General features: G+C 64.1%; 21 protein-coding genes. 12 read left to right on the top strand and 9 right to left on the bottom strand.

Annotated features, from left to right (window positions below):
- The first annotated feature begins 3 nt into the window (after window positions 1-3).
- From V5735_RS15090 to V5735_RS15100, 3 genes are all read left to right on the top strand, one after another.
- Window positions 4-840, top strand: a complete 837-nt coding sequence (locus tag V5735_RS15090; protein WP_423744258.1) for an RAD55 family ATPase — start codon at window positions 4-6, stop codon at window positions 838-840.
- A 114-nt stretch (window positions 841-954) separates the two neighbouring features.
- Entirely contained in the window at window positions 955-1,863 is a 909-nt protein-coding gene (locus tag V5735_RS15095) for a hypothetical protein (RefSeq protein ID WP_423744259.1), read from the top strand.
- On the top strand, window positions 1,860-2,261 hold the full coding sequence (locus V5735_RS15100; protein ID WP_423744260.1) for a hypothetical protein: 402 nt from the start codon (window positions 1,860-1,862) through the stop codon (window positions 2,259-2,261). The genes V5735_RS15095 and V5735_RS15100 overlap by 4 nt, the downstream gene beginning before the upstream one ends.
- Window positions 2,262-2,273: 12 nt before the next feature.
- On the opposite strand, the gene V5735_RS15105 is transcribed toward V5735_RS15100, so the two are convergent.
- Window positions 2,274-2,729, bottom strand: a complete 456-nt coding sequence (locus V5735_RS15105) for a hypothetical protein (protein WP_423744261.1) — start codon at window positions 2,727-2,729, stop codon at window positions 2,274-2,276.
- A gap of 84 nt (window positions 2,730-2,813) precedes the next feature.
- Here V5735_RS15105 and V5735_RS15110 point away from each other — a divergent pair, with 84 nt between their 5' ends.
- Window positions 2,814-3,143, top strand: coding sequence for a transcription factor S (locus V5735_RS15110; RefSeq protein ID WP_423744262.1), 330 nt, complete (start codon window positions 2,814-2,816; stop codon window positions 3,141-3,143).
- A 73-nt stretch (window positions 3,144-3,216) separates the two neighbouring features.
- Window positions 3,217-5,892, top strand: coding sequence for a phosphoenolpyruvate carboxylase (ppc, locus tag V5735_RS15115; RefSeq protein WP_423744263.1), 2,676 nt, complete (start codon window positions 3,217-3,219; stop codon window positions 5,890-5,892).
- 47 nt (window positions 5,893-5,939) lie between these two features.
- Here ppc and V5735_RS15120 read toward each other — a convergent pair whose 3' ends face one another.
- Entirely contained in the window at window positions 5,940-7,508 is a 1,569-nt protein-coding gene (locus V5735_RS15120) for a globin-coupled sensor protein (protein WP_423744264.1), read from the bottom strand.
- Window positions 7,509-7,592: 84 nt separating this feature from the next.
- On the opposite strand from V5735_RS15120, the gene V5735_RS15125 reads away from it, so the two are divergent.
- Both V5735_RS15125 and V5735_RS15130 read left to right on the top strand, forming a co-directional pair.
- On the top strand, window positions 7,593-7,775 hold the full coding sequence (locus tag V5735_RS15125; protein ID WP_423744265.1) for a hypothetical protein: 183 nt from the start codon (window positions 7,593-7,595) through the stop codon (window positions 7,773-7,775).
- 47 nt (window positions 7,776-7,822) lie between these two features.
- Window positions 7,823-8,332 carry a hypothetical protein gene (locus V5735_RS15130; RefSeq protein WP_423744266.1) on the top strand — a complete coding sequence of 170 codons (510 nt, stop codon included), beginning with the start codon at window positions 7,823-7,825 and terminating at the stop codon, window positions 8,330-8,332.
- A 28-nt stretch (window positions 8,333-8,360) separates the two neighbouring features.
- Here the strand turns inward: V5735_RS15130 and V5735_RS15135 are convergent, their stop codons facing one another.
- Together V5735_RS15135 and V5735_RS15140 are read right to left on the bottom strand one after the other, a co-directional pair.
- Window positions 8,361-8,549 carry a hypothetical protein gene (locus tag V5735_RS15135; RefSeq protein ID WP_423744267.1) on the bottom strand — a complete coding sequence of 63 codons (189 nt, stop codon included), beginning with the start codon at window positions 8,547-8,549 and terminating at the stop codon, window positions 8,361-8,363.
- Window positions 8,550-8,631: 82 nt separating this feature from the next.
- Window positions 8,632-9,465, bottom strand: coding sequence for a ZIP family metal transporter (locus tag V5735_RS15140; RefSeq protein WP_423744268.1), 834 nt, complete (start codon window positions 9,463-9,465; stop codon window positions 8,632-8,634).
- A 94-nt stretch (window positions 9,466-9,559) separates the two neighbouring features.
- Here V5735_RS15140 and V5735_RS15145 point away from each other — a divergent pair, with 94 nt between their 5' ends.
- Window positions 9,560-9,805: a hypothetical protein gene (locus V5735_RS15145; protein WP_423744269.1), complete on the top strand. Its 246-nt coding sequence runs from the start codon at window positions 9,560-9,562 to the stop codon at window positions 9,803-9,805.
- Complete coding sequence (locus V5735_RS15150; protein ID WP_423744270.1) at window positions 9,802-10,485, top strand: YqjF family protein; 684 nt, start codon at window positions 9,802-9,804, stop codon at window positions 10,483-10,485. Before V5735_RS15145 ends, V5735_RS15150 begins: the two co-directional genes overlap by 4 nt.
- 1 nt (window position 10,486) lies before the next feature.
- On the opposite strand, the gene V5735_RS15155 is transcribed toward V5735_RS15150, so the two are convergent.
- Window positions 10,487-11,179 carry an SDR family NAD(P)-dependent oxidoreductase gene (locus V5735_RS15155; protein WP_423744271.1) on the bottom strand — a complete coding sequence of 231 codons (693 nt, stop codon included), beginning with the start codon at window positions 11,177-11,179 and terminating at the stop codon, window positions 10,487-10,489.
- A gap of 89 nt (window positions 11,180-11,268) precedes the next feature.
- Between V5735_RS15155 and V5735_RS15160 the strand changes: the two genes are divergently transcribed.
- Window positions 11,269-11,739 carry a metal-dependent hydrolase gene (locus V5735_RS15160; protein WP_423744272.1) on the top strand — a complete coding sequence of 157 codons (471 nt, stop codon included), beginning with the start codon at window positions 11,269-11,271 and terminating at the stop codon, window positions 11,737-11,739.
- On the opposite strand, the gene V5735_RS15165 is transcribed toward V5735_RS15160, so the two are convergent.
- From V5735_RS15165 to V5735_RS15175, 3 genes are all read right to left on the bottom strand, one after another.
- A complete protein-coding gene (locus V5735_RS15165; protein ID WP_423744273.1) occupies window positions 11,736-12,128 on the bottom strand; it encodes a DUF7344 domain-containing protein in 393 nt (130 codons plus the stop codon). The genes V5735_RS15160 and V5735_RS15165 overlap by 4 nt on opposite strands.
- Window positions 12,129-12,204: 76 nt before the next feature.
- Window positions 12,205-13,122: an alpha/beta hydrolase gene (locus V5735_RS15170; protein WP_423744274.1), complete on the bottom strand. Its 918-nt coding sequence runs from the start codon at window positions 13,120-13,122 to the stop codon at window positions 12,205-12,207.
- 38 nt (window positions 13,123-13,160) lie between these two features.
- Window positions 13,161-13,334 (bottom strand): hypothetical protein, encoded by a 174-nt coding sequence (locus V5735_RS15175; RefSeq protein ID WP_018128785.1) that lies wholly within the window; start codon window positions 13,332-13,334, stop codon window positions 13,161-13,163.
- 197 nt (window positions 13,335-13,531) lie between these two features.
- Here V5735_RS15175 and V5735_RS15180 point away from each other — a divergent pair, with 197 nt between their 5' ends.
- Both V5735_RS15180 and V5735_RS15185 read left to right on the top strand, forming a co-directional pair.
- Window positions 13,532-14,275 (top strand): ABC transporter ATP-binding protein, encoded by a 744-nt coding sequence (locus V5735_RS15180; RefSeq protein ID WP_423744275.1) that lies wholly within the window; start codon window positions 13,532-13,534, stop codon window positions 14,273-14,275.
- A complete protein-coding gene (locus V5735_RS15185; RefSeq protein WP_423744276.1) occupies window positions 14,272-15,519 on the top strand; it encodes an ABC transporter permease in 1,248 nt (415 codons plus the stop codon). Before V5735_RS15180 ends, V5735_RS15185 begins: the two co-directional genes overlap by 4 nt.
- Window positions 15,520-15,528: 9 nt before the next feature.
- On the opposite strand, the gene V5735_RS15190 is transcribed toward V5735_RS15185, so the two are convergent.
- Complete coding sequence (locus tag V5735_RS15190; protein ID WP_423744277.1) at window positions 15,529-16,128, bottom strand: TetR family transcriptional regulator C-terminal domain-containing protein; 600 nt, start codon at window positions 16,126-16,128, stop codon at window positions 15,529-15,531.
- Window positions 16,129-16,269: the final 141 nt, after the last annotated feature.

Genomic DNA, 16,269 nt, shown 5'->3' on the forward strand with positions numbered 1-16,269 from the left:
CGCATGGACCGCATCCCGTTCGGCGTCTCGCAGTTCGACTCGCTCATCGGTGGGGGGTCCCCGCCGGGGAGTGTCGTCTTGTTGGCTGGCGACGCCGGGGCAGGCGCACGCGAGTTCGCGTACACGAGCGCGACCATCAACGCCCTCGGTCACGTCGACTCGGACCTGTTCGAACTCCACTACGGGCCGATGGACTCGCACTCGGACCTCCCCGACGAGGTTCACTACGTCTCGTTTACCGCCAACGAACCCGAAATATTCGACGAACTCACGCACACCATCGACGAGACGCTCGTCGGTCCGGCGGCGGACGCCATCTCGTTCGAGGACCTCTCGGCCGAGTACTTCCAACTGAGTCCGATTCCGAACGACTGGTACGTCGAGAAGCGTCGCACCATCACCGACCTCGGAAGCAGCCACGACCGCCGCGGCGTCCTCGAAGCGCTCGGCGAGTACCTCTCCGAGAACGCGCCCGGCAACCTCGTCGTCGTCGATTCGCTGACCGACCTCTCGTCGCTTCCGGACGAGCAGGTGGATTGGAACCAGATGGTCATGCTCCTCAAGGGCATGAAGAAGGCGGCCAAGGCGTGGGGCGGCCTGATACTCGTCCTCGTCGCACAGGAGGGCCTGACGGAGCGCCAGATGGGCGCCCTGATGAGCGCGACGGACGGCACCATCACCTTCGAGTGGGAGAGCGGCGGCAACGAGCGCGCTCGGACCATGTTCGTCCGCGAGTACCGCGGCGTCCTCTCACGCATCGAGGAAGAGAGCATCATTCGCTTCGAAACGGAGATACAGAGCGACGGGTTGGACATCAGCAACGTTCGAAAGATTCGATAGCGTCCATACGCTCGCCTCGACCGTCGTTTCAAAATTCGCTCCTCTTTTCGGAAACTCCGCTCCCGTCGAGGCGAAACGTTAAGTCAGCGCTGTGAGAAATAGGCATTCACCCGAATGGAGAGCGAAGACGCGGGTCACGTCCCAGCGGAAGAGGTTCCGGCAGCGGTCGACCAGTGGCTAACCAACACGGCCGACGAACTCGGCGTCTCCCGCCAGCGCCTCCTCTCCGAACTGGTCGCGGGGCACGGTACGCTCCACGAGAGGAACGGTTCCGACGAGAGGCTCGTCGAACTCCGCGACGATTTTATGGAGAAGTTGACCGACGTGCGCGAGCGCGTCGTCCAGATAAAGCGCGAAACCGACGATAAGGCTCCGGAAGACCACGACCACCCCGAACTCCGCGGCGAACTCGCCGGTCTTCGCGACCAACTCGCCGACCTCCGTCGGACGGTGGACGACGGGGGCGGCGACGACCTCGAAACGGAAATCGACGCCCTCCGTGAACGAGTAGCCGAGAACCGAAAACGGCTGGACTCCGGATTCGAGAACTACGAGGAGGTGCTCGACTACCTCACCGAGACGACCGACGAACTGGACGAGCGACTCGACGTCCTCGCGCGTGCGCTCGTTTCCGTCCGCGACCAAGCGCGCACGCTCGCCGCGCAAAACGCGACGCGGGCGGCCACCGCCGAACTCGCCCGGACCGCCAACCGCCACGGCGTCACGAGCGCCAAGTGCGCCGAGTGCGAGTCGAGCGTGGCTGTCGCGCTGCTGACCGAACCCGCCTGCCCGCACTGTGGCGCGACGTTCGAGGACATCGACCCCAAGCGGGGCTTTTTCGGGTCGAACTGGCTCGTCGTGGGGCGTCCCCCCGCGCTGGAAGGAGACACAATCGACCCGGACTTCGAATCAAGGTTGAAATCCGACGCTGACCTAGGCCCCGACCTCGACATCGACGGCGGCCTCGACCCCGACTCCGACCTCGACGTTGACGACCTCTTGAACGAGGTGATGGGTGAGTGAGCGACCGACCGACCGAGGACGACCGGGACGAACCCCTCGCCGACCTCGCCGCCGACATCGAGGAGCGCAAGAAGCGAAAGTCCACGCCGGTCGATGACGCCTTTCGAGAGGTGGACGTCGGTGCCGTCGATACCGACGAACTCTGGGCGGACCTGTTGCGCGAGGACAGCGGCGAACTCGTCGCGAGCGCCCCCCGAGAGGCGGGGCGGGACGACCGCGACGTTCGCACGATTCCGAAAGCGACCTGCCACGGCTGTCCGCACGTCGGCGACCCGCCGTCCCTCAACTGTACCCACGAGGGAACGGACATCCTGTTGATGCCCGACACCGACCATTTCCGGGTGGCCGACTGCCCCATGGTCGCCGACGAGGACGACCTCGACACGGGGAGCGGATGACCGCGGGAGTCGCTACGATTCCGTCGCGTCGCTCGTGGTTTCCGGCGCGAAGGCGGAGTCCTCGTCCACCCAGCAGTTGAACTCCACGACGAGTTCGTCGGTTTCTTCGCCGTTTTTCATCGAGACGACCCGAAGTCGCCCGTGCTGTGGCCGTGGACCGATGGTCTGGAGATAGCTCCGTCGCTTCCCGGTCGGAATCTCGTATTCGAGGTCGCCCGACGAGTCGTACACCCGAAGTCGGTCGGTGGACGCTTGCTTGCCGTTCGAAAACGAAACGGAGAGGAGCACGCGCCCGTCTTCGGGGACGGTGGACACCGATTGCAGGATTTTTCCATCGCCGTGTACGACGGCGGTCGTTTCACAGTCGGCGCTCGACGAACTGTTCGCACCGGAACACCCCGCGAGTCCGGTGACCGCCAAACCCGCTCCCGAGGCGAGCAGCGTTCGTCTCGATAGGCCAGAGGGCATCTTCTCGGATTGACGTATCCCACGAAAATAATGCTTCCCGAATCGGTACGTGGCGCTTTTCACGCTCCGCGTCCAAGCCGGGGTATGCAATTTTGCGACGAATGCGGTTCCATGATGCGGTCGATGGGGTCGAAGATGATCTGTACGAACGACGACTGTCAGGCGACGGTGGCGAAGGACGAGGAGCGCGCTGCCGAGTTCGTATCCACCGAAGCGCAGGACGATTCCGACGTCATCGAAACCGAGGAGGGCGCGAATTTCGAGGGGAAGCCGACGGCGAACGACGTCACCTGTGAGGAGTGCGGCCACGGCGTCGCGTGGTACACCATCAAACAGACCGGTTCCGCCGACGAACCGCCGACGCGATTTTTCAAATGTAAGGAGTGCGGCTATCGCTGGCGCGAATACAATTAATTATCGTCCAAAATACTTCGCATATTTTACCCGCAGACCGACGTTTTACGTGGTGTGACCCCAACCCTCTGGTATGCGATTGCATACCCGGGACGTTCGACAGGACGTCCGCGAACTCGGCGGGTTGCTCGGCGACGTACTGTCGCGGCTGGCCTCTCGGGAGGCGTTCGAGTCCGTCGAGACGGTTCGAACCGGTTCCATCGACTACCGACGCGGGGACGCGGAGTCCCGCGCCGTCCTCCGCGACGAAGTGGCCGACTTATCGCCCGAACTGGCCGGTCACGTCGCACGAGCGTTCGCCACGTACTTCGAACTCATCAACCTCGCCGAAGAGCGACAGCGTGTGCGCGCCATCCGCGAGGGAACACAGGAGGGAACGCTCGAAGACGGCCTCCGAGCGACCGCTGAAACGCTCGCCGAAGCCGACGCCGACCCGGAAACGGTCGAGCGAGTGCTGGAGGACGTCAACGTCGTTCCGACCTTCACCGCACATCCGACCGAGGCGCGCAGGAAGACGGTCAAGGCGAAACTCCGCTCCGTCGAAACCCTGCTCTCGGAACTCGACGAGCGCAGGCTCACCGACCGCGAGCGGAATCAACTGGAACGCCGATTGGAGAGCGAAGTGACCGGCCTCTGGGAGACGCGGCAGGTCAGAAAGCGCCGCCCGGAGGTGGCGGACGAGGCGCGGAACGTCCTTTGGTACCTCGAAAACGTCCTCTTCGACATCGTGGGCGACGTGTACGACGAACTCGACCACACCGTCGGCGAGGAGTTCGACGTCGACGTGCCGAAGCTGTTCGGCTTCCGGTCGTGGGCCGGGAGCGACCGCGACGGCAACCCCCACGTCACGCCGGAGGTGACCGCCGAAACCCTCGACCGCCAGCGCGACGTCGTGTTGGAGCGCTACCGCGACGAACTGAAGCGACTGTCCGGCGTCCTCAGTCAGGACGGCGACCGAATCGAGACGAGCGCTCTGTTCGATTCGAGCCTCGACACCGACCGCGAACAACTCCCCACCATCGCGGAGCGCGTGACGGACCGCTACCCGGAGGAACCGTACCGCCAGAAGCTCGCGTTGATGCGCGAGCGGATCGACCGCGTTGGCGACGTTCGACCCGGCGGATACCACGACGCCGAGGAACTCCTCGCGGACGTGGACGCCATCGCCGACAGCCTCCGGAATGACGGCGCGGAGAGCGTCGTCGAAACGGAAGTCGAACCGCTTCGCCGCCGCGTCGAAACGTTCGGGTTCTCGCTCGCCGCGCTCGATTTGCGCGACCATCAGGAGAACCACACCACGGCAATCGCGGAGGCGCTGGCCCGCGAGGGCTTCGATTACGATTCGATGAGCGAGGACGAACGGGTCGAACTGCTGACCGACGCCATCCTTCAGGACGAACCCATCATCGACCTCAACACCGAAGGCCTCTCCGAGACCGCAAGCCGGGTTCTGACCCTCTTTTCGGAGACGGCCGACTGGCAACGCGAGTACAGCGCGGAGACCATCGACACGTACTGCATCAGCATGACCGAGGAGGCGAGCCACGTCCTCGAAGTGCTGTTCCTCGCGGATCAAGCCGGAATCGTCGACCTGCCGGGCTACTCCGGCCTCGACGTGGTTCCACTGCTCGAAACCGAGTACGCGCTCTCGGGCGCACGGCGCATCGTCGGCACCCTGTTCGAGAACGAGGCCTACGCCGCGGCGCTCGAAGCGCGCGGCGGGACGCAGGAAATCATGCTCGGGTACTCCGATTCGAACAAGGAGAACGGCTTTTTGGCCGCCAACTGGAGTCTCTATCGGAACCAGAAGCGACTCGCCGAAATCACCGAGGAGTACGACGTGACCCTGCGCCTGTTCCACGGTCGCGGCGGGTCGATTTCCCGCGGCGGCGGCCCGATGAACGAGGCGCTGCTGGCGCTCCCCCGCGAAACCGTCTCGGGACAGGTCAAGTTCACCGAACAGGGCGAGGCCATCGCGGAGAAGTACGCCAACCCCGTCATCGCGGAGCGGAACGTCGAACAGATGCTCGACGCTCAGATTCGGGCGCGATACGCCGCCTTGGAGGACGACGAGGAGACGATTCCCGACGAGTGGGTCGAAGCGATGGACGTCGCGGCCGACGCCGCCCGCGACGCCTACCGCGACCTGCTCGAATCGGACGGGTTCGTCTCGTACTTCGAGGAGACGACGCCGATAACCGTCATCGAGGACCTGAACCTCGGGTCGCGCCCCGCCTCCCGCTCCGGCGAGCGAACCGTGGAGGACCTCCGCGCGATTCCGTGGGTGTTCTCGTGGACTCAGAGCCGCTGTATCCTCCCCGGGTGGTACTCCCTCGCCAAGGGATTGGACGCGTACGGCGACGTCGAAACCCTCCGGGAGATGTACGAGGAGTGGCCGTTCTTCCGCACGACCATCGACAACGCCGCGATGGCGCTCGCCCGGACCGACCTCGAAATCACGGCGGAGTACGCCGACCTCGCGTCGCCCGACTTGCGCGAGCAGTTCTTCCCCGAACTGGAAGCGGAGTACGAGCGTTCCGCCGAACTCGTCTTGGAAATCACCGGTCGCGACCACCTCCTCTCGCGCGACTGGCTTCGCGAGAGTCTCGACCGGCGGAATCCCTACGTGGACCCGCTCAACCTCCTCCAAGTGCGTCTGCTTCGCCAGTCGCACCTTACCGAGACGGAGCGCCGGACCCTCCGGTTGACCGTCACGGGTGTCGCGGCGGGGATGAAAAACACCGGGTAGTCGGTCGGTTCGTTTCTTCTCACCCCGTCTTTCGGGGTCGTCCGCCCTCAGATTCGTCCGATATCGCTCTCTTCTTTCCCGAGATTGGCGACGATTTCGTCCAATTCCTCGATGGTCCGCGCCTGTTGCTCGTTCGTCTCCGCGATGGACGACACCTCCGTCGAGATTCGGGCGGACGTCTCCGCCGCCTCGTCGATCATGGTCGCCACCTCTTGGGTGCTCGACGCCTGCTCGTCCGTCGCGGCGGTAATCTGCTCCATGCCGACCGCGGTTTCGGTGGCCGAGTCCACGATGCGTTCGAGCTTTTCGCTGGTCCGCTGAACGGCGGTGACCGTCTCGGAGATGGACGCCTCGCTCTCGCCGAGGCTATCGAGCGTGCTCTCGGTCCGGTTCTCGATGCGCTCGCCCATCGCCTCGATTTCGGCGGCCCGAGCTTTCGACTCCTCAGCGAGCGATTTGACTTCCTCGGCGACGACGGCGAACCCGTCGCCCGCCTCCCCGGCGCGCGCCGCTTCGATGGAGGCGTTCAGCGCGAGGAGGTTCGTCTGGTCCGCGACGTCGTTTATCATCCGCACCGCGTCGCCGATTTCGCTGACCGCGTTCTGAAGCTCCTCCGCGTCGTCCACCATGCTCTCGCGGGCGTCCTCGGTGGATTCGGTCGCGCTGATAGCGCGCTGGCCGAGTTTCTTCCCCTCCTCGGCGAGTTCCTGGGATTCGCGGCTTTTCTGTTCCACTTCGTTCGCGCTGGCGGCGATTTCCTCGACCGTGGCGCTCTGGGTGGACACTTCGCTGGCGATTCGCTCCATGTTCTCCGACTGTTCCTCGGTGAGTTGGTTGATTTCGACGGAGCTCTCGGCGACGTCGGCGGCGGACTCGTGTGCGTCGAGAACGTGCTCTTCGGTCGATTCCCGAAGGGTGCGCGAGCGCTCTATCTCCTCTTTCATCTGCTGACTGTGCGAGTGGACGTAGGTGTCCGCCGCTATCTGCATGTCGAGGTTGAGCACGCGGAGCACCGAGAGCATGTCCTCGAAGCGCTCGTGTGCCGACTCCCGGACCTCGGAGACGAGTTCGTCCACGTCGGTCGTGGTCCCGGCGAGTTGTCCGCCGTCGGTCGTCGCGGGCGAGACGTGCTTTCGAATCGTCGCTTCGAGGTCATCCTCCAGTCGCTCTTTCAACAGACATCCGATGAGGTCGTAGTAGATGCTGTACTGGCCGACGTAGTGGTTCAACGGCATGTCCAGCATGTCGTGGAGCTTTCCGATTCGCGCCCGGTTTCGGACGTACTCCTCGTCGTAGGTCGCGTCGGCGAGAGTGACGAGGTACTCCCCCTGTGTCGATTTCAGCGACTCGATACTGCGCGTGGAGTTCGCGAGGATTTCGTGTGTCTCTTCCTGTTCCTGTAGATTCTCGTAAAAGTGGTCGGCGATCTCTCGGCGGTTGGCCTCGAACATCGGGCGGAGGGCGGACAGTCGGTTGGCGTCCTCTGCGTCGAAGCCGAGAAACAACTTCCGTCGCTCTATCTCCTCCATATCGAGACCCATCTCGTCGAGTTGCGCGTCGATATCGACCCGTTTCCCGAGTTCGGAGTTCCCGAACACGTCGCCTGTGCTGTCCATGGCGTGTACTGTGAACAAGTATTTAAATTATTACCGTTATCGGCGTCCGGGAATAGACTCCAAAATAAGCACCACGGCGGTCGTATGGGGTATATCCAAACGGGAAGGGCGACGAATTATCAAATAACACTCGTCTCTCGGAGTCGGTGTCTGTCCCCTCCAAAAGGACCTTCATTCGACGACCACATCATCGAAACGATGGGCGAGTACGTCGAGCGGCGCTTCGAACGAACCGATGTGGCGTACGAGGAGACGCTGACGGCATGACCGCCGAAATCGGATGACCTTTCAGCGAGCGCGACCGAAACGCGGACGTGAGCGCAGACACTCCGGTTCGCGTCGAAGTGTATCCGGGCCGCGAGGCGGTCGTGGAGTTCGACCCCGACCTCACCTTCGAGTGCGTCGATAGCTGTACGTGGTGTTGCCACCACGGCGTCATGCTGTACGACAGCGAGTTCTTCGAGTTGGGAGAACACGCAGACCTGAACGAAGCGACCACGGAGTTCCGCGGCGAGGATTTCGTGCGCCGCGAAGAGAAGGACCACGACGAAACCGCCGAGGACGGCTGTGCCTGTCACTTCCTCCGCGGGGACGGCCTCTGCGAGTTGCAGGCCGAAAACGGCTGGAAGCCCGCCCGCTGTTTCGTCTACCCGGTTTCCGTTCGCACGGAAAACGGCGAAATGCACGTCGATGTCCGCGAGTCGGCGTGGGACCACTGCGAGGGAATGAACGCCAGCGACCGGAGAATCATCGACCACTTGGATGCCTTTCTCCCCGAATATCTGTGGGACGTGGAGAACCCGGATTCGGCGAGGGAACTGTGAGTTCGTGGCCTGTGAGACTCTCCCCCTCTCACTCGGCCGCGTTTCCCTCGTAGAACATGTCCACCGCGAGAGCGAGCGAGAACCCGAGCGCCGCGAAAAAGAATAGTCGAGAGTTCGTGCCGAGGACGGCACCCGCGCGTATCGCGTTGGAAATACCGAGGTAGGAGAAGCCGACGGCGGCGGTGGCGAACGCGATACGCTCTTTCGGAACGTCCATATCGTCCGACACACTGTTCAAATTCATAACTCTTCCTTCGAGACGAACGTCTCGGAGACGCTGGTCCTCGCGTTCCGCGCGGCTATCCTGACCCGCTGATGACCACCCAGAGCGCGAACACCACTAGCCCGCCGAGGGCGGTGCTCGCCACGGCGTGCGTGCGGAGTTCGTCGAGGAGGTGGTGTGCGTTGTCGCTCAACTGTGCCACCTCGTACACTTCGCCGCCGAGTTCGCAACGCGGGAGGAAGTCCATGGCGACGTGGAGGAAGACGCCCGCGGCGAACCCGAAGACGAGGCCGTTGACCGCGGCGCTGGAGGGCAACTGGAGTAGCGCGGAACTGATGGCGGTGATGCCGATGCCCGCGGCGGGGAGGAGCAGGACGGACGGTGTGCTGCCGCCCTCCCGGAGCCGGTGGGCCGCGACGTACCCCGCGGGTCCCTTGTGCGAGACGATGGCGAGGCCGAGGAGCAACCCGAGTTCCGGCATGTTGCCGTAGACGAGGCCGATGATGGCACCCGCGGCGAGCGAGTGGGCGGTCAGTTCGACCGACGTGTGGTCGAGCGCCGTTTCGAGGTGGGTCGCCCGGTGACCGATGGTGTGGGCGCTGAAGCCGACCAGAATTCCGGCGGCGATACCAAAACCGCCGTACTCCGGGTGGTGGGAAATCGCGCTCGGGACGAGGAAGACGGCGGCGCTGGTTATCATCGCGCCGCTCGCCAGCCCGAAGGCCCAGACGAGCTTTTTCGCGTGCATGGAGTCGTCCGACCGACCTCCGAGCACGGCACCCGCGGCCATGGCCGCGAACGCGACCCACGCGATGACGAGGACTTTGGACAGCCCCGCCGCCACCCCCACTCCGGTGAGGACGACGAGGGCGACGAACCCGGCGAGGCCGAGCCGTGACAGTCGTGGCATGGTTATTAATTCCCAATGGGAAGTTATTAACCCGTCGGTTGGCCGCCGCGACCCACCACAAAGCTATTGCCGAGCGACGACACGTAAAGAGACCATGGAGACGAAGACGGTTCGCGGCGCGGGATTGCTCGTTCGGGCAGCGCAAACGCTGGTCGCGTACGTCCTGTTCCGGCTCACCGTCCCGTTCGCGGGTGACGCGGTGTACGGAACGCTCTCCGCTCTCGGACTGGACGTCTTCGTCACCGGGTCGCTCCGGTTCCTGCCGATACTCCCCGTCCTCGTCATCTCCGTCGGCGTCCCGTTCTGTTGTTTCACCTGCTGGTACTACCGGCGGTCGTGACCGTGCGCGTACTCCGATTCACGTGGCGCGATTGCCTGTTCGCCCACTGGTCGGTCGATACCGCGGCGCTCGAAGCCGCGATTCCCGATTCGCTGGCGCTCGATACGTACGACGGGCAGGCGTGGGTCAGCGTCCTCGCTTCGACCGTCGAAAACGCCCGTCCGCCGGGAACGCCGCACCTCCTCGGTGCGACGTTCCCACAGGTCAACGTCCGAACCTACGTCCGCCTCGGCGATGCCGTCGGCGTCTACTTTCTCAGCCTCGACACCGGCAGTCGGCTCGCGGTTCGCGTCGCACGGCGGCTCTATCGTCTGCCGTACTACGACGCCGACATAACCGTCGAAACGGACGGAACACACCGGATTCACGCCCGCCGACGCCATCCCGAAACGCTTCCCGTCGAGTTCGAGGCGACGTACCGTCCGAAAAACGGCGCGACCGTTCCCGAGACCGGCTCGCTCTCTTATTTCCTCTCGGAGCGCTATCGACTGTTCGTCCCGCAAGCCGGAATGACCGCCCGCGTCGAGCACGACCCGTGGCCGCTTCACCCCGTCGAGGCCGACGTGTGGGCCGACTCGCTGTTCGATGCCGTCGGACTGCCTCTCCCCGACGCGGAGCCGCGGGTCCGGTACTGTCCGGCGATGGTATTCCACGTCCACGCGCCGAAACGACTCGACTGACTCACTCCCGCGTCGCCTGTCGCCACCGCTTCAACCCGACGATTTCGCCGTTCACGTCCTCTGCGTCCGTGGCGGCCCAGACGAACAGACCGGCCACGTCCTCCGGGTCGCGTCCCTGCCCGCCCATCATCTCCGTTCCGACGACGCCGGGGTCGATGCCGACCACCGTCCCGTCGAGTTCGGCCGAAAACCCGCGAACCAGCCCCTCCGCGGCGGCTTTCGAGACGGCGTAGGAGCCGTATCCAGCGTGCGTTTCGTGGCCGATAGAACCGGTCGAAACGAGGATTCGAGCGTCCTCGTCGAGGTGCGGGAGCGATTCCCGAATCGCCGCGTACACCCCCCGGCAGTTCGTTCCGAGGGTGTCGTCGAAGGCGGCGTAGGATTCGCTCGTCAGGGGCGTTTCGCCCAGCGTCCCGTGGTAGACACCGGCGTTCGCCACCACCACGTCGATGCCGCCCTCGCCCGTTCTGGCGGCGGTTTCCATCAACCGCTCCACGTCGAACTCGTCGCGCACGTCGGCGCGCACGCCGACCGCGTTGCCTCCGGCGTCTTCGATGGTCTCGACGGTCGCATCGACCTCTTCCGCATCGCGTCCGCAGAGGGCGACGGTCGCGCCCTCGTCCGCGAACGACTCCGCGACCCGTCGTCCGATTCCTCGCGTCCCGCCGGTGATGACCGCCGTCAATCCGTCCATGGGAGAACGTCGGACGGGAGCGTGAAATCGGTTTTCGTCGTCGCCCGTTCCCCCGTTGCAGTTAACCGCTTGCGGTGTAAGTGAGAAGCATGTATCAGCCGGGTCACTGCGGCGTGGCGCTCGCGCTCTATGCACCCATCTGTTGCGTCCTCGTCGCGGCCGGGTCCCCGACGTTCGCGCTCCTCGGCGGCGGTGTCACCGTCGCGTTGACCATGATTCCCGACCTCGACACGCGGACGAACCGACTCCGCCATCGCGGAGCGACACATACCGTCGCCTTCGCCGGTGCCGTCGGCGTCCTCACCGCCCTCGTCGGCGGGATTTTCGGGGGGGCGACGGTCGCCGAATTCGGACTGCTGGTCGGTACGCTCTCCATCGTCTCCCATCTCCTCGCCGACGTCATCACGCCGATGGGAGTTCGTCCGTTCTGGCCCCTCTCGAAGCGGACGTTCACCCTCGACATCGTGCCCGCGAGCGACGTTCGTGCGAACGTCCTGCTGTTCGTCCTCGGCGTCGCGGTCGCGGGTGGCGCGTGGACGCTCGGCCACCTGCTCCGTTAAACGGTCGCGTCGATGGCTCGCGTGCGATGGTCGTCCTCGGCCGCGAATCGGAGGTACCGCTCGAACTGCCGCGGAATCCGGTCCAACTCGACGGTTTTCTCCGCTCGGTCGTAGGTGACGAGTTCGGCCTGCTGGAGTTTGGGGAGGTGGATGTGGTCCAACGCGATGGCGACCGCCCTCCGGTTCGCCGCCGTTACCTCCGCTTCGTTCGTCTCGCTCGTCGCCACCGTTTCAACCGCATCGACGGATGCGGCGAGGTCGGTCAGCGTCGTCGGTTCCGACCGTCCGTGGAGTTCGTACAACACCGCTCTCCGACGCGGAGCGGCCAGTACTTCGAATATTTCGCCGAGTGAGAGGGTGACAGGTGGTGTCTCGGATGTTTTCACCATTGCTCTATTTTGTTATATTGTACGGGGTCGAATAAAACTAGCTACATCCTTCCGCACACCATCGGTGCGGAGTGCATCACTCCCGAACTTCTCGGTCGAGGAACGCCGCTTCGTATCCGACCACCGCGTCGAACGCGTCGTCGTACACGTCGAAGTGACCGATTGGGAGTTCGATGTACGTCGCGTCGGCCCGTTCCGCCGCGGACCGAACCGACGGGACCGGAACGATGTCGTCGTCCCGGCCACCGATCAGGAGCAACGGACACGGAACGTCCTCCACGACCGAAATCGGGCGGTAGAATGGGATTTCGAGGAAGACGCGGGCCGGAACTTCGTTCTCCCAGACCGGCGGGTCGGGCACGATTGTTTCCATCCCTTCCATCGCTCCCGGTGCGTTGAGCACCGCGAACTCGTCGGGATACCCGGCGACGGGAACCGTGTGCGGACGGCGGAACGTGTACTTTCGTACGAGGTCACGGACGCCCGCGAACGTCCCCTTCAACACCTTCTTCGCGCCGGACGCGCGGGCGACCGTCCGTCCGTCGACGAACGGGACTTGGGCGACTACGGCGGCGATTCGATGGTCGTCCGCCGCCGCTTCGATGACGTGCCCGCCGCTGTAGGACGTTCCCCAGAGCGCTATTTTCCGGCGGTCGATGGCGTCCAACCCGCGAACGTGGTCGATGGCGGCCTCCCAGTCTTCGACGTGCCGACTCGCGCTCACGAGATTGCGCGGTTCGCCGTCGCTGTCGCCGAAATTCCGGTAGTCGAAGAGGAAGACGGCGAACTCGCGGCCGACGAACTCCTTCGCGATTTTCGGCAGTCCGAAGGTTCGTTCGGCCCCGAATCCGTGGGCCATCATCACCACGGGGGGGTCCGCGACGCCTTCCGGGGTGTACAGCCATCCCGCACAGCGCGTACCCTCGCTCTCGAAGTCGGCGTCGTTCTTCGCGTACCGCAACCGCGATAGCTCGCGTGCCCGTGTCTTCGTCATTATCCCTTACGAGGACGACGGGGAACATAAAAGTCGTCTCACGGGTTCATGAACGACAGTTCCTCCTTCTTTCCGGTGACGGCCCGCATCATGCACCCCCGGCACACCCACAACTCGCCGGTCCGTCCGACGAGATGCGTTCCGTTCGACTTGCGCTGTTCGCAGATGTCACAAACCCCCATACTGAAGCCGTCGACCCCCGTGAATGTCAAACCCGTGCCTCCTCACAGCGTGAGCGCCGTTTCGAACGAGCGAGTGGTACTAAATACCGAGGAACGCGTATCACCATTTGACTGAATATTCGGTCAGTACGATGCCGAGCGACGCCGAACCCGTCGGCGACTCGACGGAAACGTGACCGACCGCGAACACGGACCGGACCAGCTATCGAACACGCTATCACGACCTCATGCCTGATTCACGCCCACGAACCCGATCGAAATCGACCGCCGCGGTGACCCTGACCGACGTCCGCAAGACCTACCATCGCGGCGAACCCGTCCACGCCCTCGACGGCATCGACCTGTCCATCGAAACCGGGTCGTACACCGCCGTCATGGGGCCGAGCGGGTCGGGGAAGAGCACCCTGATGAACGTCGTCGGCTGTCTTGACACGCCGACGGACGGTTCGATAACCGTAAACGGAACCGAAGTCGCGACGCTTTCCGACGCCGAGCGGACGAGGCTTCGAGGTGACGAAATCGGTTTCGTCTTCCAGACGTTCAACCTGATGCCGAAACTCACCGCCGCGGAGAACGTCGCTCTGCCGATGCTGTTCCAGGGAGTCGGAACGAAACGACGGAACGAGCGGGCGAGCGACCTCCTCGAACGGGTCGGCTTGGGCGAGCGACGCGACCACCGTCCGAACGAACTGTCGGGCGGGCAACGCCAGCGCGTGGCCATCGCCCGCGCGTTGGCGAACTACCCCGCCATCATCCTCGCCGACGAACCGACCGGCAACCTCGACACCGAGACGGAACGCCGGATTTTGGCCCTGTTCGAGGAACTCAACGACGAGGGCAACACCATCTTCCTCGTCACCCACGAGCGTGCGGTCGCGGAACACGCGGATCGAATCGTCCACCTGCTGGACGGCGAAGTGGAGCGCATCGAACCCGTCGAGTCGCCGCGGCGCGTGGAGGCGAGGCCATGAACTTCCGCCAGAGTTTCCAGATGAGTTGGCGGTCCATCCGCGACCACAAACTCCGGTCGGTGCTGACGACGCTCGGTATCATCATCGGCGTCGGGTCGGTCATCACCTTCGTCACGCTCGGTGCGAGCCTTCAAGCCGCCATCGTCGGGCAAGTCTCGGCCGACTCCAACCCTTCCATCGTAGCGAGCGTCGGCCCGCCGAGTGCCAACGACGGACCGGGTGGACCGTCGAGTCAGGGCGGCTCGGTGCCGGTGTTCACCGAACACGACATCGAACGGTTGCAGGGCCTCTCGGACGTCGATTCCGTCGTCCCACAGGGCAGCGTGCAGGTGTCCTCGCTGGGTCACGACGGCCAAACCATCGGCTGGGAGAGCGTGACCGCGACGACGCCGGGAGCCTTCTCGTCGGATTCGTTCGAGTCGGGACGGTCGTTCTCGTCCGGTGCGGAGGAGGTCGTCCTCAACGAACCCGCCGCGACGCTGTTCTCGACGAACGTCACGACCGGCGACAGCCTCACGCTCCAGTTCGCAAACGGCACCCGGACGGTGACGGTCGTCGGCATCCTCAACGCCTCGGCAACGGCGAGCGCGTTCGGTACGTCACGGCCCCAAATCTACGTCCCGACCGACCCGTTCTACGGCACGACGGTGCGGAGTCCGACGACGGGCACGCAGCAACGCGCCTATCCGCAAGTCACGGTTCGGGCCGTCGATTACGACCACGTGGATAGCGTCCAACCCGCGGTCGAATCGTATCTGGCCAACGAATCCGACGCGAGCCAACTCAAACCCGCGTCCTACGAGGTGTCCCTCCAGACGAACCGGCAACTGGTCGAGCAGATTCAGGAGGTCATCGGGACGTTCACGAGTTTCATCACCGGTATCGCCGTCATCTCGCTCATCGTCGGGGCCATCGGCATCGCCAACATCATGCTGGTGAGCGTGACCGAGCGGACCCGCGAAATCGGCATCATGAAAGCCGTCGGCGGGCAGAAACGCGACATCATTCAACTGTTCATCGTCGAGGCGATAATCCTCGGCGTCATCGGGTCCATCGTCGGCACCGTCGTCGGCATCGCGGGCGGATACGTCGCCGCGCAGGCCATCGGCTTCGACCTCGCGTTCGCGCCGAAGTGGTTCGGCGTCGCCATCGTCGTCGGTATCGGTGTCGGCCTCGTCTCGGGTCTCTACCCGGCGTGGAACGCCGCACGCATCGACCCCATCGACGCGCTCCGACACGAATAGCGGCGCTGTTTATTCGGCCATCAGGACCGATTCGACGTACTCCCGGGCGGTCCGTCGCGCCTCTTCGAGCGCGTTTTCGTCACCCAGGGAGGCGTACCGCGTCCGAGCACCATCGACGATGAGCATGAGTGCATCGGCCGCGTGTTCCGGGTCCTCGGCGCTGAACACGCCCGAATCCGTACCGTCGGCGATAACCGTTTTGAGCAGATAGCGGGTGTACTCGTCGTTGCGCTGGAACTGCTCTCGAACCGCCTCGTTGTAGGGCGCTTGGGCGCGCATCTCCAGCATGGCGGTCATGAAATCACGGGACCCCTCACGGTGGGTCAACAGTCGGTCCAACAACAGGTCGAGTCGCTCCTTCGGGGCGGTCGTCTCGACTTCGTGAACTCGGTCGATGAACTTGTCCAACAGGAAGTTCAGAAACGCCGCGAGGAGGTCGTCTTTCGTGTCGTAGTAGTAGTGAATCGCGGCGGTCGATTTGCCGTACTCCTCCGCTATCGCCTGCATCGTCAGATTCGCGTAGCCGTGCTCACAGAGTGCCCGATAGGTGGCCCCCATTATCTTCAGTTCGGCTTCGGAACGCTCGTCACCATCGGAAGGCTCTGCCATTAACTAAACAACTAGTTATCCACCCAAAACGCTTGTGGTCGTCGCGCGCAATCTGGCTTTCGACCCGTCTGCCGCTCCCTTCCGTGATATTCTGTCTCTCCCACCGTCATTCTCGTCGGACAACACAACGCTTAACAGGGG

The organism is Haladaptatus sp. SPP-AMP-3 (assembly GCF_049568665.1).
GTDB lineage: Archaea > Halobacteriota > Halobacteria > Halobacteriales > Haladaptataceae > Haladaptatus > Haladaptatus paucihalophilus.

Coding starts and splice junctions, on each gene's coding strand:
- V5735_RS15125 (WP_423744265.1), top strand. CDS start 7,593: ATGGGGTATATCCAAACGGGAAGGGCGACGAATTATCAAATAACACTC.
- V5735_RS15095 (WP_423744259.1), top strand. CDS start 955: ATGGAGAGCGAAGACGCGGGTCACGTCCCAGCGGAAGAGGTTCCGGCA.
- V5735_RS15105 (WP_423744261.1), bottom strand. CDS start 2,729: ATGCCCTCTGGCCTATCGAGACGAACGCTGCTCGCCTCGGGAGCGGGT.
- V5735_RS15155 (WP_423744271.1), bottom strand. CDS start 11,179: ATGGACGGATTGACGGCGGTCATCACCGGCGGGACGCGAGGAATCGGA.
- V5735_RS15170 (WP_423744274.1), bottom strand. CDS start 13,122: ATGACGAAGACACGGGCACGCGAGCTATCGCGGTTGCGGTACGCGAAG.
- V5735_RS15160 (WP_423744272.1), top strand. CDS start 11,269: ATGTATCAGCCGGGTCACTGCGGCGTGGCGCTCGCGCTCTATGCACCC.
- V5735_RS15120 (WP_423744264.1), bottom strand. CDS start 7,508: ATGGACAGCACAGGCGACGTGTTCGGGAACTCCGAACTCGGGAAACGG.
- V5735_RS15190 (WP_423744277.1), bottom strand. CDS start 16,128: ATGGCAGAGCCTTCCGATGGTGACGAGCGTTCCGAAGCCGAACTGAAG.
- V5735_RS15135 (WP_423744267.1), bottom strand. CDS start 8,549: ATGGACGTTCCGAAAGAGCGTATCGCGTTCGCCACCGCCGCCGTCGGC.
- V5735_RS15090 (WP_423744258.1), top strand. CDS start 4: ATGGACCGCATCCCGTTCGGCGTCTCGCAGTTCGACTCGCTCATCGGT.
- V5735_RS15180 (WP_423744275.1), top strand. CDS start 13,532: ATGCCTGATTCACGCCCACGAACCCGATCGAAATCGACCGCCGCGGTG.
- V5735_RS15140 (WP_423744268.1), bottom strand. CDS start 9,465: ATGCCACGACTGTCACGGCTCGGCCTCGCCGGGTTCGTCGCCCTCGTC.
- V5735_RS15145 (WP_423744269.1), top strand. CDS start 9,560: ATGGAGACGAAGACGGTTCGCGGCGCGGGATTGCTCGTTCGGGCAGCG.
- ppc (WP_423744263.1), top strand. CDS start 3,217: ATGCGATTGCATACCCGGGACGTTCGACAGGACGTCCGCGAACTCGGC.
- V5735_RS15110 (WP_423744262.1), top strand. CDS start 2,814: ATGCAATTTTGCGACGAATGCGGTTCCATGATGCGGTCGATGGGGTCG.
- V5735_RS15165 (WP_423744273.1), bottom strand. CDS start 12,128: ATGGTGAAAACATCCGAGACACCACCTGTCACCCTCTCACTCGGCGAA.
- V5735_RS15185 (WP_423744276.1), top strand. CDS start 14,272: ATGAACTTCCGCCAGAGTTTCCAGATGAGTTGGCGGTCCATCCGCGAC.